At 63.5% G+C, this 25106-nt stretch carries 25 protein-coding genes; 3 read left to right on the plus strand and 22 right to left on the minus strand.

Annotated elements, in window-relative coordinates:
* Window positions 1-19: 19 nt before the first annotated feature.
* The 6 genes from AWB78_RS16800 to AWB78_RS16825 all read right to left on the minus strand — a co-directional run bounded on the left by AWB78_RS16800 (window position 20) and on the right by AWB78_RS16825 (window position 6279).
* Complete coding sequence (locus AWB78_RS16800) at window positions 20-1810, minus strand: acyl-CoA dehydrogenase (RefSeq protein WP_062606144.1); 1791 nt, start codon at window positions 1808-1810, stop codon at window positions 20-22.
* Window positions 1811-1916: 106 nt separating this feature from the next.
* Window positions 1917-2852 carry an electron transfer flavoprotein subunit alpha/FixB family protein gene (locus AWB78_RS16805; protein ID WP_062606146.1) on the minus strand — a complete coding sequence of 312 codons (936 nt, stop codon included), beginning with the start codon at window positions 2850-2852 and terminating at the stop codon, window positions 1917-1919.
* A gap of 15 nt (window positions 2853-2867) precedes the next feature.
* Entirely contained in the window at window positions 2868-3617 is a 750-nt protein-coding gene (locus AWB78_RS16810; protein WP_062606148.1) for an electron transfer flavoprotein subunit beta/FixA family protein, read from the minus strand.
* A gap of 176 nt (window positions 3618-3793) precedes the next feature.
* Entirely contained in the window at window positions 3794-4588 is a 795-nt protein-coding gene (locus AWB78_RS16815; RefSeq protein ID WP_062606150.1) for a MetQ/NlpA family ABC transporter substrate-binding protein, read from the minus strand.
* 13 nt (window positions 4589-4601) lie between these two features.
* On the minus strand, window positions 4602-5255 hold the full coding sequence (locus AWB78_RS16820) for a methionine ABC transporter permease (RefSeq protein ID WP_062606152.1): 654 nt from the start codon (window positions 5253-5255) through the stop codon (window positions 4602-4604).
* Complete coding sequence (locus AWB78_RS16825; RefSeq protein WP_062606153.1) at window positions 5245-6279, minus strand: methionine ABC transporter ATP-binding protein; 1035 nt, start codon at window positions 6277-6279, stop codon at window positions 5245-5247. The genes AWB78_RS16820 and AWB78_RS16825 overlap by 11 nt, the downstream gene beginning before the upstream one ends.
* Before the next feature lie 165 nt (window positions 6280-6444).
* Here AWB78_RS16825 and AWB78_RS16830 point away from each other — a divergent pair, with 165 nt between their 5' ends.
* Window positions 6445-7329: an alpha/beta hydrolase gene (locus AWB78_RS16830; RefSeq protein WP_062606154.1), complete on the plus strand. Its 885-nt coding sequence runs from the start codon at window positions 6445-6447 to the stop codon at window positions 7327-7329.
* Here the strand turns inward: AWB78_RS16830 and AWB78_RS16835 are convergent.
* On the minus strand, window positions 7326-8249 hold the full coding sequence (locus AWB78_RS16835; RefSeq protein WP_062606155.1) for a histone deacetylase family protein: 924 nt from the start codon (window positions 8247-8249) through the stop codon (window positions 7326-7328). The two genes, AWB78_RS16830 and AWB78_RS16835, sit on opposite strands and share 4 nt — an antisense overlap.
* Window positions 8250-8564: 315 nt before the next feature.
* Here AWB78_RS16835 and mltB point away from each other — a divergent pair, with 315 nt between their 5' ends.
* Window positions 8565-9737, plus strand: a complete 1173-nt coding sequence (gene mltB / locus AWB78_RS16840; protein ID WP_062606156.1) for a lytic murein transglycosylase B — start codon at window positions 8565-8567, stop codon at window positions 9735-9737.
* A gap of 73 nt (window positions 9738-9810) precedes the next feature.
* Here mltB and cysM read toward each other — a convergent pair whose 3' ends face one another.
* The 14 genes from cysM to serC form a co-directional block, all read right to left on the minus strand.
* Entirely contained in the window at window positions 9811-10713 is a 903-nt protein-coding gene (gene cysM, locus AWB78_RS16845) for a cysteine synthase CysM (RefSeq protein WP_062606157.1), read from the minus strand.
* A gap of 254 nt (window positions 10714-10967) precedes the next feature.
* Window positions 10968-11357: a ComEA family DNA-binding protein gene (locus tag AWB78_RS16850; protein WP_062606159.1), complete on the minus strand. Its 390-nt coding sequence runs from the start codon at window positions 11355-11357 to the stop codon at window positions 10968-10970.
* A 75-nt stretch (window positions 11358-11432) separates the two neighbouring features.
* Window positions 11433-12425, minus strand: coding sequence for an ADP-glyceromanno-heptose 6-epimerase (gene rfaD / locus AWB78_RS16855; RefSeq protein ID WP_062606160.1), 993 nt, complete (start codon window positions 12423-12425; stop codon window positions 11433-11435).
* Window positions 12426-12444: 19 nt separating this feature from the next.
* Entirely contained in the window at window positions 12445-13419 is a 975-nt protein-coding gene (gene rfaE1 / locus AWB78_RS16860) for a D-glycero-beta-D-manno-heptose-7-phosphate kinase (protein ID WP_062606162.1), read from the minus strand.
* Window positions 13385-14788 (minus strand): UDP-glucose dehydrogenase family protein, encoded by a 1404-nt coding sequence (locus AWB78_RS16865; protein ID WP_062606163.1) that lies wholly within the window; start codon window positions 14786-14788, stop codon window positions 13385-13387. The genes rfaE1 and AWB78_RS16865 overlap by 35 nt, the downstream gene beginning before the upstream one ends.
* A gap of 84 nt (window positions 14789-14872) precedes the next feature.
* Complete coding sequence (gene lapB, locus AWB78_RS16870) at window positions 14873-16048, minus strand: lipopolysaccharide assembly protein LapB (protein ID WP_062606165.1); 1176 nt, start codon at window positions 16046-16048, stop codon at window positions 14873-14875.
* Window positions 16049-16090: 42 nt separating this feature from the next.
* The gene (locus AWB78_RS16875) at window positions 16091-16384 is read right to left on the minus strand and encodes a LapA family protein (RefSeq protein ID WP_062606167.1); all 294 of its coding nucleotides are present in this window, start codon (window positions 16382-16384) and stop codon (window positions 16091-16093) included.
* Between the two features lie 281 nt (window positions 16385-16665).
* Window positions 16666-16995, minus strand: coding sequence for an integration host factor subunit beta (locus tag AWB78_RS16880; protein ID WP_061179516.1), 330 nt, complete (start codon window positions 16993-16995; stop codon window positions 16666-16668).
* 23 nt (window positions 16996-17018) lie between these two features.
* The gene (gene rpsA, locus AWB78_RS16885) at window positions 17019-18749 is read right to left on the minus strand and encodes a 30S ribosomal protein S1 (RefSeq protein WP_198399287.1); all 1731 of its coding nucleotides are present in this window, start codon (window positions 18747-18749) and stop codon (window positions 17019-17021) included.
* 138 nt (window positions 18750-18887) lie between these two features.
* Window positions 18888-19568 (minus strand): (d)CMP kinase, encoded by a 681-nt coding sequence (gene cmk / locus AWB78_RS16890; protein ID WP_062606170.1) that lies wholly within the window; start codon window positions 19566-19568, stop codon window positions 18888-18890.
* 75 nt (window positions 19569-19643) lie between these two features.
* Window positions 19644-20948, minus strand: a complete 1305-nt coding sequence (gene aroA / locus AWB78_RS48325) for a 3-phosphoshikimate 1-carboxyvinyltransferase (RefSeq protein ID WP_062606172.1) — start codon at window positions 20946-20948, stop codon at window positions 19644-19646.
* A 9-nt stretch (window positions 20949-20957) separates the two neighbouring features.
* Window positions 20958-21884 carry a prephenate dehydrogenase gene (locus AWB78_RS48330; RefSeq protein ID WP_062606174.1) on the minus strand — a complete coding sequence of 309 codons (927 nt, stop codon included), beginning with the start codon at window positions 21882-21884 and terminating at the stop codon, window positions 20958-20960.
* A gap of 77 nt (window positions 21885-21961) precedes the next feature.
* A complete protein-coding gene (gene pheA / locus AWB78_RS45780) occupies window positions 21962-23044 on the minus strand; it encodes a prephenate dehydratase (RefSeq protein WP_062606176.1) in 1083 nt (360 codons plus the stop codon).
* Between the two features lie 24 nt (window positions 23045-23068).
* Window positions 23069-24151, minus strand: coding sequence for a 3-phosphoserine/phosphohydroxythreonine transaminase (gene serC, locus AWB78_RS45785; RefSeq protein WP_062606265.1), 1083 nt, complete (start codon window positions 24149-24151; stop codon window positions 23069-23071).
* Between serC and AWB78_RS47635 the strand changes: the two genes are divergently transcribed.
* On the plus strand, window positions 24138-24365 hold the full coding sequence (locus tag AWB78_RS47635; RefSeq protein ID WP_198399288.1) for a hypothetical protein: 228 nt from the start codon (window positions 24138-24140) through the stop codon (window positions 24363-24365). The two genes, serC and AWB78_RS47635, sit on opposite strands and share 14 nt — an antisense overlap.
* Here AWB78_RS47635 and AWB78_RS16915 read toward each other — a convergent pair.
* Window positions 24349-24960, minus strand: a complete 612-nt coding sequence (locus AWB78_RS16915) for a DUF2059 domain-containing protein (RefSeq protein ID WP_062606267.1) — start codon at window positions 24958-24960, stop codon at window positions 24349-24351. The two genes, AWB78_RS47635 and AWB78_RS16915, sit on opposite strands and share 17 nt — an antisense overlap.
* Window positions 24961-25106 lie beyond the last annotated feature (146 nt).

Genomic DNA, 25106 nt, shown 5'->3' on the forward strand with positions numbered 1-25106 from the left:
CGCGGCGCCTTTGTCGTTTTCAGAACTGATCTTCGCTCAGCGCGAGCACGCCTTCCGTGCCCTTTGCGCTGATGATCGACGCCTCGATCCCCGGCGCGTGCGACAGGATGTGCTCCGCGAAGAACTCGGCCGTCGCGATCTTCGCTGAGTAGAAGCGCTCGTCGTCCGCACGCTTCGAATGGGCGACGAGCATCGCGCGCGCCATCTGCCATCCCGACAACACGATGCCCGCAAGCCGCAGATACGGCACGCTGCCCGCGAATACGGCGTTCGGATCGCTCTTGAACTTCGCGACGATGAACTCGATTGCGCGCGCGAGCGACAAACTTCCCGCGCTCAAGTGCCGATGCATCGACTTGAACGGCTGGCCATCCACTTCGGTGAGCGCCGCGATGGTCTGGTCGATCTGCGCGAGCAGCGCCTGCGCCGCCTTGCCGCCGTCACGCACGGTTTTGCGGCCGACGAGATCGTTCGCCTGGATCGCCGTCGTACCTTCATAGATCGGCAGAATGCGCGCATCGCGATAATGCTGTGCCGCGCCCGTCTCCTCGATGAAGCCCATGCCGCCGTGCACCTGCACGCCGAGGCTCGCGACATCGACGGACATCTCCGTGCTGAAGCCCTTCACGATCGGCACGAGATATTCATAGATCGCCTGATGGCTCTTCTTCGCGTCCTCGTCCGGATGGCCGTGCGCGAGATCGCTGTGCGCCGCCGCGACGTATGCGAGCGCGCGGGCGCCCTCGGTGTAGGCGCGCATCGTCGAGAGCATGCGGCGCACGTCGGGATGATGGATGATCGTGACCGGCTCTTTCGCGCTGCCATCGACCGGGCGGCTCTGCACGCGCTCCTTCGCATACGCGACGGCCTGTTGATACGCGCGCTCGGCAATCGCGACGCCCTGCATGCCGACGGCAAAGCGCGCCGCGTTCATCATGATGAACATGTACTCGAGACCGCGATTCTCTTCGCCGATCAGATAGCCGATCGCGCCGCCGTGATCGCCGTATTGCAGCACGGCCGTCGGGCTCGCCTTGATGCCGAGCTTGTGCTCGATCGACACGCAATGCACGTCGTTGCGCGCGCCGAGCGAACCGTCTTCGTTGATGAGGAACTTCGGCACGAGAAAGAGCGAGATGCCCTTCACGCCTTCGGGCGCGTCCGGCGTGCGCGCGAGCACCAGATGCACGATGTTCTTCGCCATATCGTGCTCGCCGTACGTGATGAAGATCTTCGTGCCGAAGACCTTGAACGTGCCGTCGCCCTGCGGCTCCGCGCGCGTGCGCACGAGCGCGAGATCGGAGCCGGCCTGCGGCTCCGTGAGATTCATCGTGCCGGTCCATTCGCCCGAGATGAACTTCGGCAGATATTGCGCCTTCTGTTCGTCGCTGCCGGCGGTGAGGAGCGCTTCGATCGCGCCGTCGGTGAGCAGCGGGCACAATGCGAAAGAAAGATTCGCCGAGTTGAGTGCTTCGATGCACGGCGTCGCGATGAGCTTCGGCAAGCCTTGTCCGCCGAAGTCCGACGGATGCACGACGCCTTGCCAGCCGCCTTCCCCGAACTGACGGAACGCGTCCTTGAAGCCGGGCGTCGTCGTGACTTCGCCGTTCGCCCAGGCGCTCGGATCGCGGTCGCCGATCACATTCAACGGCGCGATGACTTCGCCGCAGAAACGCGCGGCTTCCTCGACCACGGCCTGCGCGGTGTCGAAGCCCGCGTCCTCGTAACCGGGCAGCGCGGCGATGCTGTCGATACCCGCCAGTTCCTTCACCACGAACAGCATGTCCTTGACCGGGGCGCTGTAGCTCATCGTGTTGTCTCCTCCGCTTTCAGATATTTGGGTACAAAAAAAGGGCGCAACGTATGTCGCGCCCTTTCGCTTAATTTATTGCGAGTGCTCGACTCACACAGCGCGGTTAGCCAAGCTCTTTCACCAGTTCCGGCACGACCGTGAACAGATCGCCGACGAGACCGTAATCCGCGACGCTGAAGATCGGTGCTTCGGGGTCTTTGTTGATCGCGACGATGACCTTCGAGTCCTTCATGCCGGCCAAGTGCTGAATCGCGCCCGAGATGCCGACCGCGACATACAGTTGCGGCGCAACGATCTTGCCCGTCTGGCCAACCTGGAAGTCGTTCGGAACGTAGCCCGCATCGACTGCCGCACGCGATGCGCCCAGCGCCGCGCCGAGCTTGTCGGCCAAAGGCTCCAGCGTCTTCGTATAGTTCTCGCCGCTGCCGAGACCACGGCCGCCCGACACGATGATCGTCGCGCTCGTCAGCTCCGGACGATCGAGCTTCGTCACTTCGCGGCTCACGAACTGCGAGATGCCCGCATCGGCTGCGGCTTCGATCTTTTCGACCGATGCGCTGCCGCCTTCCGCCGCGACCGGATCGAAACCCGTCGCACGAACCGTGATGACCTTGATCGGATCGATCGACTGAACGATCGCGATGGCGTTGCCCGCGTAGATCGGACGCTCGAAGGTGTCGGCGCTGTCGACTGCGGTGATGTCGCTGATTTGCGCGACATCCAGATGCGCTGCGATACGCGGCGCGATGTTCTTACCGTATGCCGTTGCCGGAGCCAGAATGTGCGAATAATTCTTCGCGATGTTCAGCACCGTGCCTTCGATGTTTTCCGCGAGGCCATCGGCGAGTTGAGGCGCATCGGCCAGCAGCACTTTCGCCACGCCTGCGATCTTCGCCGCTGCGTCCGCCGCGCCCTGCGCGTTCGAACCCGCAACCAGCACATGAATGTCACCGCCGATCTTCGACGCAGCTGCAACCGTGTTCAGCGTCGCTGCCTTGATCGACGCGTTGTCGTGTTCCGCAATTACCAGAATCGTCATTTTCTCGCGTCTCCTTTACAGCACCTTGGCTTCGGTCTTGAGCTTCTCGACCAGCGTCTTCACGTCCGGCACCATGATGCCGGCGCTGCGCTTCGGCGGCTCCGTGACTTTCAGCGTCTTCAGGCGCGGTGCGACGTCGACGCCCAGATCAGCGGGCTTCACCGTCGTCAGCGGCTTCTTCTTCGCCTTCATGATGTTCGGCAGCGTCACGTAGCGCGGCTCGTTCAGGCGCAGATCCGTGGTCACGACTGCAGGCAATTTCAGCGACAGCGTTTCCGCGCCGCCATCGACTTCACGCGACACCGTGGCCTTGCCGTCCGCGATCACGACCTTCGATGCGAACGTCGCTTGCGGCAGACCCGCCAGTGCGGCGAGCATCTGACCGGTCTGATTCGAATCGTCGTCGATAGCCTGCTTGCCGAGAATCACGAGCTCCGGCTTCTCCTGATCGACCAGCGCCTTCAGGATCTTCGCGACCGCGAGCGGCTGCAATTCATCAGCGCTTTCGACCAGAATCGCGCGATCCGCGCCGATGGCCAAAGCCGTACGCAACGTCTCCTGACACTGCGTCACGCCGCACGACACGGCGATCACTTCCGTAGCGACACCCGCTTCCTTCAGACGCACCGCCTCTTCCACGGCGATCTCGTCGAACGGGTTCATCGACATCTTCACATTGGCGATATCGACACCCGTGTTATCCGACTTCACACGGACCTTCACGTTGTAGTCGACCACGCGCTTGACTGGCACCAGAATTTTCATGCACACGCTCCAAAGTTACGATTACGTCAACCCAGCGTCATTATACGAGCGCCGCGTCCGCTGTCCCCTCCATCTCCGGGGGGGACCGGGTTGTCCCGCAATAGGTATGGGCTTATTTTTATCGAACGATCGTTCTATTTATATCCACGAAAACCCGAATCGTCCGCTGAAAACGATTACCAGGCCGTAATCACCGCCCCGGCATATTTGCCTTCGACGAACTGCTTCACCTCCGGCGAATGGTAGGCCGCGATCAGCTTGCCGACCCACGGCTTGTCCTTGTCGGCCGCGCGGATCGCGATGATGTTCACGTACGGGCCGCGCGGATCCTCGATCGCGATCGCGTCCGACTTCGGCTTCAGGCCCGCTTCCATCGCGAAGTTCGTGTTGATGGCGGCGGCATCCACGTCATCGAGCGAACGCGGGATTTGCGCCGCGTCGAGCTCGACTATCTTCAGCTTCTTCGGATTCTCGACGATATCGATCGGCGTCGCCTTCAGGCCCGCGTCCGCGCGCAGCTTGATGAGCCCCTGCTTCTGCAGCAGCAGCAATGCGCGCCCGCCGTTGGTCGGATCGTTCGGCACCGCGATGCGCGCGCCGTTGCCGAGCGCGGACAGCGACTTCAGCTTTTTCGAATAGATGCCCATCGGGAACGTCACCGTGTCGGCGATCTTGATGAGCTTGTAGCCGCGATCCTTCACCTGCGCCTCGAGATACGGCAAGTGCTGATAGCTGTTCGCGTCGAGATCGCCGGCGGCGAGCGCGGCGTTCGGCTGCACGTAGTCGGAGAACTCGACGACCGTGATCTTCAGGCCGTTCTTCGCGGCGACCTGCTTCACGACCTCCATGATCTGCGCGTGCGGGCCGCCCGTCACACCCATCTTGATGGATTCATCGGCGTGCGCGACGCCGTTGAACAGCGTTGCGCCCAGAAGCGCTGCGGCGAACTTCAGAATGAATCGACGTTGCATGATTTTCGAGTGGTTATTTGTGGCTGAGACGACGAACGAGCCAGTCGCCGAACGACTGCACGAGTTGAACGAAGACGATGAGGATCACGACGACCGTGATCATCACTTCCGGCAGGAAACGTTGATAACCATAGCGGATGCCGAGATCGCCGAGCCCGCCGCCGCCGATCGCGCCCGCCATCGCCGAATAGCCGACGAGCGACACGAACGTGATCGTCAGACCCGCGACGACGCCCGGCAGCGATTCCGGCAGCAGCACCTTGAAGACGATCTGGCTCGTGGTCGCGCCCATCGCCTGCGCGGCTTCGATGAGACCGCGATCCACTTCGCGCAGCGCGGTTTCGACGAGCCGCGCGATGAACGGCGCGGCCGCGATGGTCAGCGGCACGACCGCGGCCGCCGTTCCGATCGACGAACCGACGACGAGACGCGTGAACGGAATCACCGCGACGAGCAGGATGATGAACGGCGTCGAGCGCACCGCATTGACGATGCCGCCGAGCACGCGATTCACGCCGACGTTGCGCAGCACGCCATCGCGATCGGTGAGATAGAGCAGCACCCCGAGCGGCAAGCCGACGGCCGCCCCGACGAGTCCCGAGATGCCGACCATGATCAGCGTTTCCCAGAACGACTGCACGAACATGTCGAACATTTCACTCAACATGGGACAACTCCTCCACGACGACACCTTGAGCACGCAGATATTCGATCGCCTCGGCGATCTTCACCGGCTGACCGCCCGCCAGCACCGCGAGCGAACCGAACGCCTGCCCCTGGATCTCGTCGATCTGGCCATGCAGGATGTTGAAGTCGAGCTCGTAGCGGCGGATCGTCTCCGAGAGAATCGGCTGATCGACGCCCGAGCCCGAGAACGCGAGCCGCAGCAAATGACCGCTGCCGGTCTTCAGCCGCTCGGTGACGCGCGCCTTCAACGCTGGCGGCAGTTCGTGCGCGATCACATCGCCGAGCAGCGCGCGCGTGACGTCGTGATGCGGCTGCATGAAGACATCGACGACATTGCCTTCTTCGACCACGCGCCCCGCGTCGAGCACCGCGACGCGATCGCACACCTGCTTGATCACTTCCATCTGGTGCGTGATGAGCACGATCGTGAGACCGAGCTCGCGATTGATCTTGCGCAGCAGATCGAGAATCGCGCGCGTGGTTTCCGGATCGAGCGCGGACGTGGCTTCATCGGAGAGCAGCACTTTCGGATTGCTCGCGAGCGCCCGCGCGATGCCCACGCGCTGCTTCTGCCCGCCGCTGATCTGCGCGGGATACTTGTCCTTGTGCGTCGTGAGGCCGACGAGATCGAGCAGCGGCAGCACGGCCGCTTCGATCTCCGCGCGCTTCTTGCCCGCGAGCTCGAGCGGCAGCGCGACATTGTCGAACACCGTGCGCGAGCTCAGCAGATTGAAGTGCTGAAAGATCATGCCGATGTCACGGCGCGCGGCGCGCAGATCGTCGGTGCCGAGCGTCATGAGATCGCGGCCGTCGACGATCACGTTGCCTTCGCTCGGCCGCGTCAGCAGATTGATGGTGCGCACCAGCGTGCTCTTGCCCGCGCCACTGCGCCCGATGATGCCGAATACTTCGCCGGCGGGAATCGTCAGATTGACGTTGTGCAGCGCTTCGACCCAGCCTCGGGGCCCTGCGAAGCGTTGTGAAAGGTTGCGTATTTCGATCATAAAAATGCAAACGGCGGAAGGCTCGCCGGGTGAAAGCACCCGCGCAGCCGGCCGCCGCTCGTTCATAGCCGTTTAGTACCGTCGCCGGTGATTTTACAGGACGCGTTACATTCTGTTTAATAATGATTTCGGATCGGCTAATAACTCCGGGGAATTTACCGACTCATGTCACGCAACATCTATTCGACGAGCGCCGTCACGACGCGACACGGCGTGGAACTGTTCCTGCATCGCTGGCAGCCTGCGCCGGACGTCGAGCTGAAGGCGCGCATCGGACTGGTTCACGGCCTCGGGGAGCATGCGCGGCGCTATGACGCGCTCGCGATTCCTTTGAACGCGGCGGGGATCGAGCTGATCGCGATCGATCTGCGCGGGCACGGAAAGTCGTCGGGCGATCGCGTGTGGGTGCGCGTGTTCACCGACTATCTGCGCGACACCGATGTGCTGCTCGAAGCCTGCGCGGCGACGCCGCCCGCCGGCACGCCGCTCTTTCTGATGGGTCACAGCATGGGCGGCACGATCGCGGCGCTCTATGTCGCGGAGCGCGCGCAGGAGCGGAAGCTGGCGGGCCTGATCCTGTCGAGTGCCGCATTGAAAATCGGCGCGACGACGCCACGCTGGAAAGCGAAGCTGAGCCGCATCGTCGGCCTGGTCTTGCCGCGCGTGGCCGCGTTCAGCATCGATCCGGCGATGCTGTCGCGCGCGCCAGGCGTCGTTCAGGCGTACAGGCGCGATCCGCTCGTGCATCACGGCGCTGTGCCGGCACGCACCGCCGCGCAGATTCTGGCCGGGATGGAGCGCGTCGCGCAGAAGCGCGGCGCGATTGCGTTGCCGCTGTTCGTATTCCACGGCTCGGAAGACGCGATATGCGATCCCGCCGGCAGCCGCGAGTTCGAGGCAAACGTGGGATCGGCCGACAGCACGCTCGCGATCTACGAAGGCAGCGTGCACGAGACGCTCAACGACCTCGACCGCGACCGCGTCATTCGCGAATTGATCGACTGGACGCTCGTGCGTGCCGATTACGCGCGCACGCATGCGCCCGGCTAGATCTCCGCAAGCACGCGCAGATGCGCGACAACGCTGCGCCCCAACGCCGACAGGTTATATCCGCCTTCCAGACAGCTCACGATGCGCCCCTGCGCATGACGTTTCGCCACCGCGCGGATCTGCTCGGTGATCCACGCGTAATCGTCTTCGACGAGGCCCATGTTGGCCATGTCGTCTTCGCGATGCGCATCGAAGCCGGCGGAGACGAAGATCATCTGCGGCTTGAATTCCTCGAGCCGCGGCAGCCACAGCATGTCGACCACCTCGCGCACCTGCATGCCCTTCGTGCGCGCGGGCAATGGCACGTTGACCATGTTCGATGCGTGATTGTCGGCGCCGCTGAACGGATAGAACGGATGCTGAAAGAAGCTGCACATCAGCACGCGCGAGTCGCCGGAGAACGCGGCCTCGGTGCCGTTGCCGTGATGCACGTCGAAATCGACGATCGCGACGCGCTGCAAGCCATGCACCTCGAGCGCATGGCGCGCGGCGATCGCGACGTTGTTGAAGAGACAGAAGCCCATCGCACGGGCGGGCTCCGCGTGATGGCCCGGCGGGCGCACGCTGCAGAACGCGTTGTCGTAACGCCCCCCGATGACCGCATCGGTGGCCGCGATCGCCGCGCCCGCCGCGCGCAGCGCCGCGCGGTAGGACTCGGGGCACATCGACGTATCCGGGTCGAGCTCGCTTCTGCCCGATTCGGGCGTACGGCTCTTGATGTAATCGATGTGCGCCTGCGTGTGAACGCGCGCGAGCTCGGTTTCGTCGGCGAGCGGCGCTTCCTCGCGCTCGATGAGCGCATCGATCCGGCTCGCGATCAGTTGATCTTCGATCGCCTGCAAACGCGCCGGGCATTCGGGATGCCACTGTCCGTTGTCGTGCTGTAGGCAGTCGGGGTGGGAGTAAAAGCCGGTGGCCATGATGTCTCGCAATGCCGCTTTTGTCGGCTCTCGTCTCGTGTTTTTTCGTCATACGCGACCACGCGCCGCGCAATTGACGTTAAGTTACCACACCGTTCGGCACGTCCGTCGTCCCTTGGTCACGCGGGCAATACGGGCGCGAAGCGTCGGTTATACTGCCCCGACGCCTTGCCGGCCGAGCACTCGCGCGAGGCACGCTGCAGGCTGTTGCGTTTCGTTGAGAATCGTTGCGGATCGTTGCGGTTCGAATTCAATTCACAGGCATCTCACCGCCCGCGCCCCGGCGTCACCCAAACCGCCCCAACCACGCACACTATGACTTTCCCGTTTGCTCCGTTCGACTTCACGGCCCCATTCAAGCCGGCAAAGCGCGCACTCCTCGTCTCCCTCGTTTGCGCGTTCGGCTTTCTCTCAGTCAACAGTGCCTTTGCGCAATCACAGCAGCCGCAAAATGCGACGCCGCAAGGGCAGGTGTTCGAAGAAGAGATCGTGCCGCAGCGCTACGCGAACAATCCGAATGTCGATGCGTTCATCAACGACATGGTCGCGCGCTACGACTTCGATTCGTCCGCGCTGCACGACCTGTTCAGCCACGTGAGCTATTCGGCGACGGCTGCGAAGCTCGTCCTGCCGTCGCCCACGCCGCAGGCCAGGAACTGGCGCGCGTATCAGTCGCGCTTCATCGAGCCTGTGCGCATCAATGCGGGCGTGAAGTTCTGGCGCGCGAATCAGGCAACGCTTCAGCGCGCGGCCGCGCAGTTCGGCGTGCCGCCGGAGGTCATTGTCGGGATCATCGGCGTCGAGACGATCTACGGGAAGTACATGGGCAACTTCCGCGCGCTCGACGCGTTGACCACGCTCACCTTCGATTACCCGAACACCCCGAACCGCGTGGAGCGCATGGCGACCTTCCGCAAGAATCTGGAAGATCTGCTGGTGTGGACGCGCGACTCGCAGATCGACCCGACGAGCGTGCTCGGTTCGTATACCGGCGCAATCGGCATCCCGCAGTTTCTGCCGAGCAGCATCGTGCAATACGCGGTCGATTTCGACGGCAACAGCCGCATCGATCTGCGCACGAGCCAGGCCGATGCCATCGGCAGCGTGGCGAACTATCTGAAGCAGAACGGCTGGCAGCCGGGACGGCCGGTCGTGTGGCGTATCGCCGGCGATGTCGGCAGTCAGGGCATCGCGCAAGCGGCAGCCGATGGCTCGCCGGAGCCGAAATGGTCGCTCGCGCAGTTGACGAAGGCCGGCATGCTGATCGACGAACCGGGCCTCGACATCGCAGCCGAAGCGCCGACGCCGCTCACCGTCGTCGATCTGCCGACGCCCGGCCGCGCAACCGAATACACGCTCGGTCTGAAGAACTTCTACGTGCTCACACGCTACAACCGCAGCTTCTTCTACGCGCTCGCGGTGTATCAGCTCGGCGAGGCAGTGAAGACGCGCATGATGGCGGGCGACACCGGCACGAATCCGCAGTGACGCGCCGTCAGCGCTGAAAAGCAAAAACCCCGGCTTGCCGGGGTTTTCTCATTGGGCGGGCGAAATCGCGCTATCAGGCCGGGAACACGCCCGTCGACAGATAACGGTCGCCGCGATCGCAGACGATGAACACGATCGTCGCGTTCTCGACCTGCCGCGCGACGCGCAGCGCGACTTCGCACGCGCCGCCCGACGAGATGCCGGCGAAAATGCCTTCCACCGACGCGAGGCGCCGCGCCATCGCTTCTGATGCCGCCTGACTCACGTTCTCCACGCGATCCACGCGGCTGCGATCGAAGATCTTCGGCAAATAGGCTTCCGGCCACTTGCGGATGCCCGGAATGCGCGAGCCCTCTTCCGGCTGCGCACCAATGATCTCGATCTTCTGATCCTGTTCTTTCAGATACTTCGACACGCCCATGATCGTGCCGGTCGTGCCCATCGACGACACGAAGTGCGTGAGGCGGCCTTCCGTCTGCTTCCACAGCTCGGGGCCGGTGCCTTCGTAATGCGCGAGCGGATTGTCCAGGTTCGCGAACTGGTCGAGGATGATGCCCTTGCCGTCGCGCTGCATTTGATCCGCGAGATCGCGCGCGTATTCCATGCCGCCCGTCACCGGCGTGAGCACGATCTCCGCGCCATACGCGGCCATGCTCTGACGGCGCTCGATCGACAGGTCTTCGGGCATGAGCAGCACCATCTTGTAGCCGCGCATCGCGGCGGCCATCGCGAGCGCGATGCCGGTGTTGCCGCTCGTCGCTTCGATCAGCGTGTCGCCCGGCTTGATGCGGCCGCGCTCCTCAGCTTTCCTGATCATCGACAGGGCCGGGCGGTCCTTCACCGAGCCCGCCGGATTATTGCCTTCCAGCTTGCCCAGCACGACGTTGTTGCGGCTGCGGATTTCATCGTCCACGACGCGGACGAGTTGCACGAGCGGCGTATTGCCGACCGTGTCTTCGATAGTCATGTAAGCCATATGCGGAGCGGATTCCATTCCCGCCGGAGAACGCGTCTGCCGTGGGATTTTGATATAGGGATGCTCCGATTGTAGCCCAGCGGTCCCGTCGATGCCGGCGCACCCCTGATACGCGGATGGTTTGCCTCGCGTATGCGCCGCCCGCGCACGCAAAAAGCCCCGCGGGGAGGCAAGCCGCAGGGAGCCCAAAAACATCCGAAGGCTGAAGGAGATCGATGGCGCGCCGTGTACCGTGGCGCGCCCTGCGTCATCGCTTATTTCTTCACGACGACAGGCTTGGCCGACGTGGACGCCGAAACCGGCGTCGCGACAGCCGAGTTTGCGGCGCCGGGCGGTGCGGCGTTACCGGACGGGGCGGCCGCCGCGGTCTTCGACGCAGCGCCGATCGTCAGCCCCTCCGCTTCGAGACGCTGGACGGTCTTGCCGCCCATGCCCTTCACGCGCGTGCTGAGATCGTTGGCGTCCTTGAAGGGGCCGTGCGCCTGACGTTCGTCGAGAATGGCTTTCGCCTTCGCCGGACCAATGCCCTTGATGCCGCGCAGCGCATCGGAATTGGCGGTGTTGACGTCGACGGCCGCGAACGCGCTGCCGATGGAAAACATGAGCGCGAACGCGGCGATCGACGAGAGTGCTTGCTTGAACATGACTGAGTCTCCGTGAAGAACCGGCCGGCGACAGTGCCGACCGCGAGACCCAGTGTAGAGAGACTCGAAACGCGTTTATAGCTGGCCGAATAGCCAACGCACGTAGCGATCGACGCCTTCCTGGACGGTCAGGAACGGCGCGTCGTAACCTGCCGCGCGCAGCTTCGACTGATCCGCCTGCGTGAAGCATTGGTACTTGCCGCGCAGTGCATCGGGGAACGGCACGTACTCGATCAGTCCGCGCTGCACGAGCTCCGCGAGCGACAGCGAAGCCTCGCCGTCCAGCGCGCGCAAGGAGTTCACGACCGTCGACGCGATATCGTTGAACGGCTGCGCACGCCCGGTGCCGAGATTGAAGATGCCCGACTTCTCCGGATGATCGAAGAAGAACAGGTTCACCTTCACGACGTCTTCGACCGAGATGAAATCGCGCGTCTGCTCGCCGGCCGCATAGCCGTTGTATTCGCCGAAGAGCTTGACCTTGCCTTCCGAGCGGAACTGGTTGAAGTTGTGGAACGCGACCGACGCCATGCGCCCCTTGTGCGTCTCACGCGGGCCGTACACGTTGAAGTAGCGAAAGCCGACGATCTGACTCTGCGCCTTCGGCAGCACCTGCCGCACGATCTGATCGAAGAGGAACTTCGAATAACCGTAGACGTTGAGTGGCTTCTCGAGTTCGCGCTCTTCGACGAAGCGGCTCGACCCGCCATACGTGGCCGCCGACGACGCATACAGGAACTGCGCGCCTTGTGCGAGGCACGTGTCCATCACGTCGCGGCTGTAGCGGAAGTTGTTGTCCATCATGTAGCGGCCGTCGGTTTCCATCGTGTCCGAACAGGCGCCTTCATGAAACACCGCGCGCACCTTGCCGAAATCGCCGCGCCTGAAGCGCTCGACGAACTCGGTTTTATCGAGGTAATCGTCGATCTCGCAATCGACGAGATTCTTGAACTTGTCGGCGCGCGTGAGGTTGTCGACCGCGATCACGCGGTTCTCGCCGCGCTCGTTGAGCGCCTTGACGATATTGCTGCCGATGAATCCGGCAGCGCCGGTAACGATGATGGTCATGGCGATGTGTCGGATAAGGTCAGGCGAAGAGTTCGTTGTAGTCGACGGTCGCCGTCCCGAGCTTGCCCACGACGATGCCCGCCGCGCGGTTCGCATAGACGATCGAGTCGACGAGCGGCACGCCCGCGCCCAGCATGGTCGCGACCGTTGCGATGACGGTGTCGCCCGCGCCCGAGACATCATACACTTCGCGTGCTTCGGCCGAAGTGTGCAACACCTGGTTCTCCGTGAAGAGCGTCATGCCCTCTTCCGAGCGCGTGAGCAGCAGCCCGGAGAGATCGAGTTCCTCGCGCAGCTTCGTCACGCGCTCGTGAAGATCTTCCTCGGACTTCCATTGCCCGATCACTTCGCGCAGCTCGGCGCGGTTCGGCGTGATGAGCGTGGCGCCGCGATAGCGGTCCCAGTCATCGCCCTTCGGATCGACCAGCACGGGCTTTCCGGCGCGCTTCGCGTCGGCGATCATCTGCGTGACGTGCGTGAGGCCGCCCTTCGCGTAATCGGACATGAGGATCACGTCGTGCTGCGGCAGGATCTCCGCGAAGCGCGCGAGGCACGCGCGCAGCACCTCGTGGTTCGGCGTGTTCTCGAAATCGACGCGCAGCAGTTGCTGCTGGCGCGACAGCACGCGCAGCTTGATGGTCGTGAGCAGTTCGGGGTCGCGCTCCAGATGCGCCGCGACCTTGCTCTCGCCGAGCAGCTCGACGATGCGCTCGCCGGGCTCGTCGTGGCCGACCACGCACAGAAGCCCCGCCTGCGCGCCGAGCGCCGCCGCATTGCGCGCGACGTTGGCCGCGCCGCCCAGACGATCTTCCTTTCGCTGCACATGCACCACCGGAACGGGCGCTTCGGGCGAGATGCGGTTGACATCGCCGAACCAGTAGCGGTCGAGCATGACGTCGCCAACCACCAGCACGCGCGCCGCTGAGATGCGCGCGAGCGGCACGACGGGAATATCGGTGTTAGATACGAGTGCCGTTGCGGTCGAGTTCGACATGGGGACGTCCTATTGCGTAGTAGTCGATGCCCATCTCGGTCATCGATTCCGGTTCATACAGATTGCGGCCATCGAAGATCACGGGCGTCTTCAGCGCGCTCTTCAAGTGCCCGAAATCGGGGCTCTTGAATTCCTTCCATTCGGTCACGATGACGAGCGCATCCGCCCCCGTCAGCGCATCCTGCTGCGTCTTCACGAACTGCAGGCGTTTCATGTCCTCGGGGCGATCCGCGAGATCGAGCGCGAACACGCGCTCGGCCTCTTCGCGCGCGACGGGATCATAGCCGCGCACCGTCGCGCCGCGCTGCAGCAGCGCCTCGACGATGCGCCGGCTCGACGCCTCGCGCATGTCGTCGGTATTCGGCTTGAACGCGAGGCCCCACACGGCGAACGTGCGCCCGCGCAGATCCTCGCCCATGCGCTTCACGATCTTGTTGACGAGCACTTCCTTCTGGTCGTGATTGACCGCTTCGACCGCTTCGAGAATGCGCAGGGTCTTGCCGTTCTCGCGCGCCGTCTGCGCGAGCGCCTGCACATCCTTCGGGAAGCACGAGCCGCCGTAACCGCAGCCCGCATACAAGAAGTGATAGCCGATGCGCGGATCGGAGCCGATGCCGCGCCGCACCGATTCGATATCGGCGCCGACGGTATCGGCGAGATTCGACAGGTCGTTCATGAACGAGATGCGCGTGGCGAGCATCGCGTTGGCCGCGTATTTCGTGAACTCCGCCGAGCGCACGTCCATGTAGAGCGTGCGCTCGTGATTGCGGTTGAACGGCACGTAGAGACGCTTCATCTTCTCGCGCGCGAGATCGCCCGCGCGGTCGTCGTCGATGCCGATCACGATGCGGTCGGGGCGCATGAAGTCGTCGACGGCCGCACCTTCCTTCAGGAACTCCGGATTCGACACGACCGAAAAGCCGTGCTTCTCCGAGCCCTCGAGCCCGCGCGCCTTCAGCTCTTCCTCGACGGCGCGCTTCACCTGCAGCGCCGTGCCGACCGGCACCGTCGATTTGTCGACGATCACCTTGAAGCCGTTCGAATACTTGCCGATGTTGCGCGCCGCCGCGAGCACGTATTGCAGATCCGCGGAGCCGTCTTCATCGGGCGGCGTGCCAACGGCGATGAACTGGATATCGCCGTGCTCGACGCTCGCTTTCACGTCGGTCGAAAACTGGATGCGGCCCGCCGCCCGCGTGCGCCTCAGCATTTCCTGAAGGCCGGGTTCGTGGATCGGCACGCCGCCATTGTTGAGGATTTCAATCTTGCGCGGATCGACGTCCACGCAAAACACGTCATTGCCGATTTCGGCGAGACACGCGCCGGTCACAAGACCGACGTAACCGGTGCCGACGATGGTTACTTTCATACGCTTTCCGGTGGTTTCTGAAATGCCGGTGGCTGAAGCGGCGCACTCACGCACCGCCCGATTTCATGCTTGCCGCGCGCGGGCTCAGACCGAGCTCGTGATCGGCTCGACGCGGCGCGGCGCGTACGTCTCCCAGCCGCTGCAGCCGGGGCATTGCCAATAAAATAGCCGCGCGCGGAATCCGCAAGTTTGACACGTGTAGCGCGGCAGATTCTTAGTGCGCTGTTTCACCAGATTACGCATCAGTTCGAGCTCGCCGCGGCGCGGCTCCTCGGCCGTCGCTTCCTGCGCTTCGAGCAGCCGCGTCATGCCCGCGAGATTCGGCGCGCTCTGCATCTGCCGGCGCGCGAGTTCGTGCGCCGCTTCCAGACCGCGCAACTCCTGCACGTGCTTGTAGGCGACATCGAGCAGATCGTTCGACGGATAGCGCGTCGCGTAATCGATCAGCAGATCGACGCCCTCGTCCTTGCGCCCGAGCGCGCCGTACGCCTTCATCAGCTTCTCGGCGACGAGCGGCAGATACGCCTCGTTCTGCTCCTCGACGCGCTTCCAGTGGGCGATCGCCGCATCGACGTTGCCGGCGGCGGCTTCGACATCGCCCGCGAGGATCGTCGCGCGCACGTTGTCCGGGTTCGACGCCAGCGCGAGCTTCAATTCGGCGCGCGCACTATCAGGATTCTTGCGCTGCAAGGCTTCCTGCGCCAGTTCGCAATGGAAATGCGCGATTTCCATATGCAGCGACGGTGCGCCCATCTTTTCGATCTGCTCGGCCGTCGTGATCGACTTCGGCCAGTCCTTCTCGATTTCGTAGATGGTGAGCAACGCGCGCTGCGCACCGAGCGAGTACTCGCCCGCGTTCAGTGACTTGAAGGTTTCCTCCGCGCGATCGAGCAGGCCCGCCTTCAGAAAGTCCTGTCCGAGCTCGTAAAGCGCGTGGTCACGTTCGGCGACCGGCAAGTCGGCGCGGCTCAACAGATTCTGATGCACGCGGATCGCGCGGTCGGTCTCGCCGCGGCGGCGGAACAGGTTGCCGAGCGCGAAGTGCAGTTCGATGGTTTCCGGGTCGAGCTTGGCGACCTCGATGAACGCATCGATCGCCTTGTCGTGTTGTTCGTTCAGCAGAAAATTGAGGCCGCGAAAGTACGAGCGCGGCAGGTTCGCATTCTCGGACAACAGCGTTTTCAGGTCATAGCGGGATGCCATCCATCCCAGCGCGAAAGCGACGGGGATGACGAGCAACCACCAGAAGTCTAGATCCATGCGTTTAGTCGTTGAATGTTGGGTGTCCGCTTTCGCGCCACGTCAGATGAGCGGCGGCATCGGCGGCTCTTCTTTCACCACCGGCGTCTCGCGCGCGACGCGCAGCTCGCGCTTCAGCCGCCCGTTCTCCATGCGCAGGCGCAGCATCGCCGGCACCGCGGACACGAGCCCCGCCAGCAATCCCACGACGAAAAACGCAAGGCCGATCAGAATCAGCGGCGCTTGCCACGCGTAGCCCGCGAGAAAGTTCAGCGTCGCGGTCTGAGTATTGGCGAGCGCCAGCACCAGCAGCAGCACGAAAACCAGAATGCGGATCAGCCAGACGATGAATTTCATGTAGGGTCTCGCAAGAGCGGTTGCACCACACGGGCCGTCCCTTTCCGGTCGGCCTGCGCGGTTGAACACCCAGGTCAAAGTGACCGGTATTGTAAATGATGCTCCTGAGCACAGGCAGCCGACGCTTCCGCGCACGACGTTTTAGCAAACAACGCACCCGTCGCATCGGAAACGCCGCGCATAAAAAAAGCACCCCGAAGGGTGCTTTCCTGGTCGATTGCCTCGTGGCCGGACGCCGCGAACTGACCAATCCAAAGGATCATCAGTGGGATGCGCGCCGATCAGAGATCGTCGGCATCGTCGTCATTCGACATCTTCAGCGGCTCACCCGCGCGACCATCGACGCGTTCGCGCAACTCCTTGCCCGGCTTGAAGTGCGGCACGAATTTCTCCGGCACCAACACTTTCTCACCCGACTTGGGATTGCGCCCGACGCGTGAAGGACGACGATTGAGCCCGAAGCTGCCGAAGCCGCGAATCTCGATGCGGTGACCGTTGGCCAAGGCCTCCGACATCGCATCGAGCATCGTCTTCACCGCGAAATCCGCATCCTTGAGGACAAGTTGCGGAAATCGCGACGCCAACTGGGCGACCAATTCCGATTTGGTCATACTGCAGCTGTGCCGTTAAGGGCTTAGCTGTTCTGGCCGTCGAGCTTGGCCTTGAGCAGCGCGCCGAGGTTGGTCGTGCCGGTCGCGGCGGCGTTCGAGTCGCCCTGCAGGTTGCGCATGGCTTCCTGCTGTTCGGCCGAATCCTTCGCCTTGATCGACAGGTTGATGCCACGCGACTTGCGATCGATGTTGATGATCATCGCGTTGACCTTGTCGCCTTCCTTCAGCACGTTGCGCGCATCTTCCACGCGGTCCTGTGCGATTTCCGAAGCACGCAGGTAGCCTTCGACATCCGCGTTCAGCGCGACGACGGCACCCTTCGGGTCCACCGACTTCACGACGCCGTCGACGATTGCGCCCTTGTCGTTGATCGCGACAAAGTTGCTGAACGGATCGCCTTCGAGCTGCTTGATGCCGAGCGAGATGCGTTCCTTCTCGACGTCGATGCCCAGAACCACGGCTTCGACTTCGTCGCCCTTCTTGTACTTGCGGACGGCTTCTTCGCCGGTTTCCGACCACGACAGGTCCGACAGGTGAACCAGACCGTCGATACCGCCAGGCAGACCGATGAACACGCCGAAGTCGGTGATCGACTTGATGGCGCCGCTGATCTTGTCGCCCTTCTTGAAGTTGCGGCTGAAGTCATCCCACGGATTCGGCTTGCACTGCTTCATGCCGAGGGAGATACGGCGGCGGTCTTCGTCGATCTCGAGAACCATGACTTCGACTTCGTCGCCCAACTGGACAACCTTCGACGGTGCAACGTTCTTGTTGGTCCAGTCCATTTCCGACACGTGGACCAGGCCTTCGATGCCCGATTCCACTTCGACGAATGCGCCGTAGTCGGTGATGTTCGTGACCTTGCCGAACAGGCGCGTGCCCGACGGGTAACGGCGCGAGATGCCTTCCCACGGATCGTCGCCGAGCTGCTTGATGCCGAGCGAGACGCGGTTCTTCTCTTGGTCGAACTTGAGGATCTTGGCGGTGACTTCCTGGCCAACCGACAGGACTTCCGACGGGTGACGCACACGGCGCCATGCGATGTCGGTGATGTGCAGCAGGCCGTCGATGCCGCCGAGGTCCACGAACGCGCCGTAGTCGGTGATGTTCTTGACCACGCCTTCGACGATCGCGCCTTCCTTCAGCGTCTCGAGCAGCTTCGCGCGCTCTTCGCCCTGCGTCGCTTCGATGACCGCGCGGCGCGACAGCACCACGTTGTTACGCTTGCGATCGAGCTTGATGACGCGGAATTCGAGCGTCTTGCCTTCGTACGGCGTCGTGTCCTTGACCGGACGCGTGTCGACGAGCGAACCCGGCAGGAACGCGCGGATGCCGTTGACCATCACGGTCATGCCGCCCTTGACCTTGCCGGTGATCGTGCCGGTCACGAGTTCGTTGTTGTCCAGCGCCTTTTCCAGCGACAGCCACGAAGCCAGACGCTTCGCCTTGTCGCGCGACAGGATGGTGTCGCCATAGCCGTTTTCCAGCGCGTCGATCGCGACGGAAACGAAGTCGCCCGCCTGCACTTCCACTTCACCCGCGTCGTTCAGGAATTCTTCGAGCGGAATATAGGCTTCGGACTTGAGACCAGCGTTGACGACCACGAAGTTGTGGTCGACACGCACGACTTCGGCGGAGATCACTTCGCCGGCGCGCATGTCCTGCTTGGTCAGCGACTCTTCGAACAGAGCCGCAAAGGATTCGGTATTCGGGGTGGAGGTTTGCAGGTCGGACATAAAAATCTGTATTTGCACAGTCTGACGCGGTGGTCCGGAATTGGACCGCGGGTTTGACCCGAAATGCGGCAGGCCATACGGGGTTAAGAGGTTTAACACACGCCCCGTCATCAAACGGAGCACCTTACTTCTACTTCACTTACATCTACCACTCATTCAGACGCGAACTTCGCTGTACCAGCCGATGATCTGTTCAACCGCTTGATCGATCGACAAACCGGAGGTGTCCAGCGTCTTCGCATCCGCCGCAGGCTTGAGCGGCGCGGCGCTCCGGTTCATGTCCCGGTCGTCGCGCGCACGCAAATCGCGCAGCAAGTCATCCATATTAGCAGAAAAACCTTTTTGCATCAATTGCTTATACCGTCTCGCCGCGCGTGCCTCGACGCTCGCGGTCAAAAACACTTTCAGCGTGGCGTCCGGGAAGATGACGGTGCCCATGTCGCGGCCGTCGGCGACGAGCCCCGGGCGCTTGCGAAAGGCCCGCTGGCGCGCGACGAGCGCCTGACGCACTTCGGGATGGACGGCGATCGCAGAGGCGCGATTGCCCACTTCTTCCTGGCGAATCTCACCGGAAACGTCCGCGCCGTCGAGCTGCGCGCACCCTTCGCGGAACGTGATATGAAGCGCTTCGACCAGTTTTGCAAGGCCGGACGCGTCGTCCTTTTCGATCTCGTAGCGGATGCTGGCGAGCGCGGCCAGCCGATAGAGCGCGCCGCTGTCGAGCAGGTGAAAGCCGAGCGTCGCCGCGACGATCGCCGCGACCGTGCCCTTGCCCGACGCCGTCGGCCCGTCGATGGTGATCACTGGAGTGGGGTCGAATGGACGGGTCGGTTTCATCGAATCTGGCCGGTCGGGCCCGTTATTACGGTCATTGAAGTCGAATTCATCGCGTTTCACGGCAATGCGCTCCGGTCACGCTTTCACGAGCGTCGAAAAACGGTCGAAATAATCCGGGAAAGTCTTGTTCACGCACTTCGGATCGTTGATTCGCACCGGCACGCCGCCGAGACTCACGAGCGAGAAGCACATCGCCATGCGGTGATCGTCGTAGGTGTCGATGGCCGCGCCGGCGTTCAGCGTCGCGGGCGGCGTGACGACGAGATAGTCCGCGCCCTCTTCCACTGTCGCGCCAACCTTGCGCAGCTCGGTCGCCATCGCGGCGATGCGGTCGGTTTCCTTCACGCGCCAGCTCGCGATATTGCGCAGCGTCGTCGCGCCGCTCGCGAAGAGCGCGGCGACGGCAATGGTCATCGCGGCGTCGGGAATCAGGTTGAAATCCATGTCGATGGGCGCGAGCCTGCCGTCGTCGGACTCGACGCCGCGCACTTCGATCCAGTCGTCGCCCATCATGACGTTCGCGCCCATGCGATTCAACGCATCCGCGAAACCGACGTCGCCCTGAATGCTCGCGCGCCCGACGCCTTCCACACGCACCGGCCCGTGGCCGATCGCGCCCGCCGCCAGGAAATACGACGCCGACGACGCATCGCCTTCGACCATGATCGCGCCCGGCGACCGGTAGCCCGCGCTCGCCGGCACGGTGAAACTCGCCCAGCCGTCGCGCTCGACGGTCACGCCGAAGCGCTCCATCAGGCGGATCGTGATTTCGATGTAGGGCTTCGAGATGAGTTCGCCTTCGATCTCGATCGTAACGGGACCGTTACGGCCTTCGACGACGGGCAGGCTCATCAGCAGCGCGGTGAGGAACTGGCTCGACACGTCGCCGCGCACGCGGATGGGCTTGTCGATCGCGATCTTCGCCGCGTGAATCCTGAGCGGCGGGAAGCCTTCGTTGAGTTCGTAATCGATCTTCGCGCCGATCTGACGCAGCCCGTCGACGAGATCGCCGATCGGCCGCTCGTGCATGCGCGGCACGCCGTGCACGCGATATTCGCCGCCGTTCACCGCGAGCGCCGCGGTGAGCGGGCGCACCGCCGTGCCCGCGTTGCCGAGAAACAGCTCCGCCGATTTCGACGGAAACGCGCCGCCCGTCCCGCCGATGATGACGCGTTCGCCGTCCTCGCGGACATCGACGCCGAGCGTTTTGAGCGCGGCGATCATCACGCGGGTGTCGTCGGAATCGAGCAGATTGGTGATCGACGTCTCGCCGCTCGACAAGGCCGCGAGCAAGAGCACGCGGTTCGAAATGCTCTTCGAGCCGGGCAAGCGCACCGTGCCGGACGCGCGGGAGAAAGGTCCGAGATCGAGATGTTCCATAGTGTGTCCTTATTTCGCGGCGACGTCGTTCGAAGGCTTGATGCCGCCGCGTTCCTGCCATTCTTTTCGGGCGACGCGCGAACGCGCGAACGCGGCTTCGAGTGCAGCACCATCCGATGCGTCGATCGCCGCGCGAAAACGCGCGAGCACGGCGGTGTAATCGTCGAGTTCCGCGAGCAGCGCGGTGCGGTTCGCGAGACAGATATCGCGCCACATTTCCGGGCTCGACGCCGCGATGCGCGTGAAATCGCGGAAGCCGCCCGCGGCGAACGAGAACTTCAGCTCTGCATCCGGCGTATCGAGAATCTGATCGACGAGCGCGAACGAGAGCACGTGCGGCAAATGACTCACCGACGCGAACACGCGATCGTGCTGCGCCTCGCTCATCTGACGCACGCAGGCGCCGGTCGCGCGCCACATCGACGCGACGCGTTCCACGTCGTCCGCTGCGTTTTCGGGCAGCGGGCACAGCACCACGTTGCGGTCGACGTAAAGCTCGGGCAGCGCCGCATCGACACCGCTCGACTCGCGCCCGGCGATCGGATGCCCCGGCACGAACTGCGCGACGCGCGCGCCCAGGGCCCGCTTCGCCGCGGCGACGACATCCGATTTCGTGCTGCCGGCGTCGGTGACGATGGTCCGCGCATCGAGAAACGGCGCGAGACGCGCGAGCAGCGGTTCGGTCTGCGCGACGGGCGCCGCGAGCAGCACGATATCGGCGTCCTTCAGCGCGTTCGACAGCGCGGTGTCGTTGTCCAGCGCGGCGGCTTCGTCGATCACGCCGAGCTCGATCGCCCGTTGGACCGACGCAGCCGAGCGCCCCACGCCGACGACACGCCCCGCGAGCCCCGCGCGCTCACGCAATGCGCGCGCGAGCGATCCGCCGATCAGGCCGACGCCGAAAATAACCAGTTTATTGAAAGAGAACGCAGCCACGGGACATCGATAAAAACGCGTCGTCGACGCAGGAAAACCAGACCGCCGCGAACGCACGCGGCGGCCCACGAGCAGAATCAGCGCGCCTGCGGATACGAGCCGAGGATCTTCAGGAACGCGGCCTTGCGCCCCAGCTCATCCAGCGCGGCGGCCACCGCCGGATCGTCGCGATGGCCTTCGATGTCGATATAGAAGTAATACTCCCACGTGCCCGAGCGCGCCGGGCGCGATTCGAAGCGCGTCATCGAGACGCCGTGCTTCGCGAGCGGCTCCAGCAGCTTGAACACTGCGCCGGCTTCGTTCTTCACCGTGACGATGAGCGAGGTCTGATCGTGACCGCTCGAATCGGTCGGCTGCTTGCCGACGATCGCGAAGCGCGTGCGATTGTGCGGGTCGTCCTGAATCATCGAGAACACCGCACCGAGGCCGTAGTGCGTCGCGGCGCGGTCGCCGGCGATGGCCGCGACGGTCGGATCCTCGAGCGCCATGCGCGCCGCTTCCGCGTTGCTCGACACCGCCTTGCGCTCCAGATGCGGCGCGTTCGCGGTGAGCCAGCGCTGGCACTGCGCGAGCGCCTGCGGATGCGCGCACACGCGCGTCACGCCATCGAGCGTGCCGGACGCGGTCAGCAGGTTGTGATGGATCGGCAGCGCGAGTTCGCCGCCGATCACGAGCGACGTCTGCAGCAGCAGATCGAGCGTGCGCGACACCGCGCCTTCCGCCGAATTCTCGACCGGCACGACGCCGTATTGCGCCGCGCCCGCTTCGACCGCGCGAAAGACTTCATCGATGGACGGGCACGGCACGCCCTGAATCGAATGCCCGAAGTACTCGAACATCGCCTGTTCGCTGTACGTGCCGACAGGACCGAGGAACGCCGCGCTGATGGTCTGCTCGAGCGCGCGGCTCGCGGCCATGATCTCGCGCCAGATCGACGCGATGTGCTCGTCGGCGAGCGGGCCGTCGCTCATTTCCTGAAGGCGCGCGATGACCTGCATCTCGCGCTCCGGACGAAACACGGGCGCGTTGAAATGCTTCTTCACCTCGCCGACTTCCAGCGCGACGGAAGCGCGCTGATTCAGAAGCGCGATGAGTTGCGCGTCGAGCACGTCGATGCGCTCACGCAGCGGTTTGAGTCTTGAATTGAGATCGTCGTCCATGCGGTGCTTGATGTCTGATGCGGTTTAAGCGCTCGTGCGCTCGAATTCCTTCATGTAATCGACGAGGGCCCGTACGCCCTCGATCGGCACCGCGTTGTAGATCGATGCCCGCATGCCGCCGACGGACTTGTGGCCCTTCAGTTGCAACAGCCCGCGCGCCTTCGCGCCGGCCAGGAAATCCAGATTGCGCGATTCGTCGGCGAGGAAGAACGGCACGTTCATGCGCGAACGATTCGGCCGCTCGACCTTGTTGACGTAGAAATCGCTGGAATCGATGGTGTCGTAGAGCAGCTCCGCCTTCTCGACATTGCGCTTTTCGATCGCCTCGAGGCCGCCCTGCTTCTTCAGCCATTTGAAGACGAGCCCCGCGATGTAGATCGCGTAGGTGGGCGGCGTGTTGTACATCGAGTTGTTCTCCGCGACGATCTTCCATTCGAACGCCGACGGACAAATGGGCAGCGCGCGGTCGAGCAGGTCCTCGCGCACGATCACGACGGTCACGCCCGCCATGCCGATGTTCTTCTGCGCGCCGCCGAAGAGCACGCCGTACTTGGCGATGTCCATCGGGCGCGAGAGGATGTGCGACGAAGCGTCCGCGACGAGCGGAATGTCGCCCAGATCCGGAATCTCGAAGGCCTCGACGCCGTCGATGGTTTCGTTCGAGCACAGATGCACGTAGGCCGGATCGTCCGACAGTTGCCATTCGTTGAAGGCCGGCACGCGCGTGAAACCCTGTTCGGTCTTGCCGCTCGCCGCGAGATGCGGCGTGCCGTACTTCTGCGCTTCCTTGAACGATTTCGTCGACCAGGAGCCGGTTACGACGAAATCGGCGGTTTGCTTCTTGCCGAGCAGGTTCATCGGCACGATCGCGTTTTCGCCGATGCCGCCGCCCTGCAGAAACAGGATCCGATGCGATGCCGGCACCTTCAACAGTTCGCGCAGGTCGGTGAGCGCCGCTTCGTGGATCGACATGAACTCCGCGCCGCGGTGGCTCATTTCCATCACGCTCATGCCGCTGCCTTGCCAGTCGAGCATTTCATCGGCTGCTTGCCTCAGCACTTCTTCTGGCATGGCGGCGGGGCCGGCGGAGAAATTGAACACGCGCATCTGGAGATCCCGGAATTCCGAACTGGCAGGTGCGAAAGAAACGGCAAACGGAACGATGACCGCGTTTTCGCACCCGAAAAAGAAATGGCTGCTTGCGCTCGCGCGCAAACAGCCATTATCGCACTGTCCTGAAAACCCGCCAATGCGCGGGGCGGAGCGCCCCTCAGCGGATTTTGGTCAGGACGATGCCGCCGTGCTTACTTGCCCGGCTTGACGCTCGCCACTTCCTGATCGGCTTGCGCGCGCGTCGCCTTGATGGCTTGCGGCATGTACTTCTGCATCAGGCCGTTCACGACGTCGCGGCCAACCTGGTCCTGGACCTGGATGAACTTGCGGCCGGTCGGGCTCTTGTAGAAGTTGGTCAGATCCTTGATCTCGTCCGTCGAGTAGTACTTGGCGTATGCCTCGAACTGAGCCTGCATCGCGTCCTTGCGGAATGCGTCCGTGGCGAAGACCTGGCCAGCGGAATCGACGAGCTTCGGCACGGCGTTCTTCTGCAGCGTCGGCACAGCGGCCTGCTTCTGCTTGTCGTTCAGCGTCTTGTTCTCGGACAGCGCGTCCGAGAGGATCGCCGGGACGAGCTGCTTCGACTGCATCTGCGCGCTGTTACCGATCGCACCGACCAGCTTCTGCGCGTCGATTGCCTCGAGCAGGTCCTTGATCGCGGCTTGCTTGGCCGGATCAACCGGTGCTGCTGCGGCCGCCGGTGCGGCCGACTGTGCAGGCGCCTGGTTCTGAAGCGACTGAGCCATCGCGATAGTCGGCACGAAAGCGGCCAGCAACATCCACTGCTTGAAACGTCCTTGCATCATTACTCCCTGTAAAAAATTTCCAGTTCGCCACTGGCGACGAGCCTTTGCGCGTCGATCCGATGCCGGCCTCGCGTCATGCGAGGCGCAAGCGCCGGCAACGAGCTCAAGTCGCGCAGCTTAACCAATTCGAGCTTTCAAAAGCG

This window comes from Caballeronia calidae (assembly GCF_900044055.2).
Classification (GTDB): Bacteria; Pseudomonadota; Gammaproteobacteria; order Burkholderiales; family Burkholderiaceae; genus Caballeronia; species Caballeronia calidae.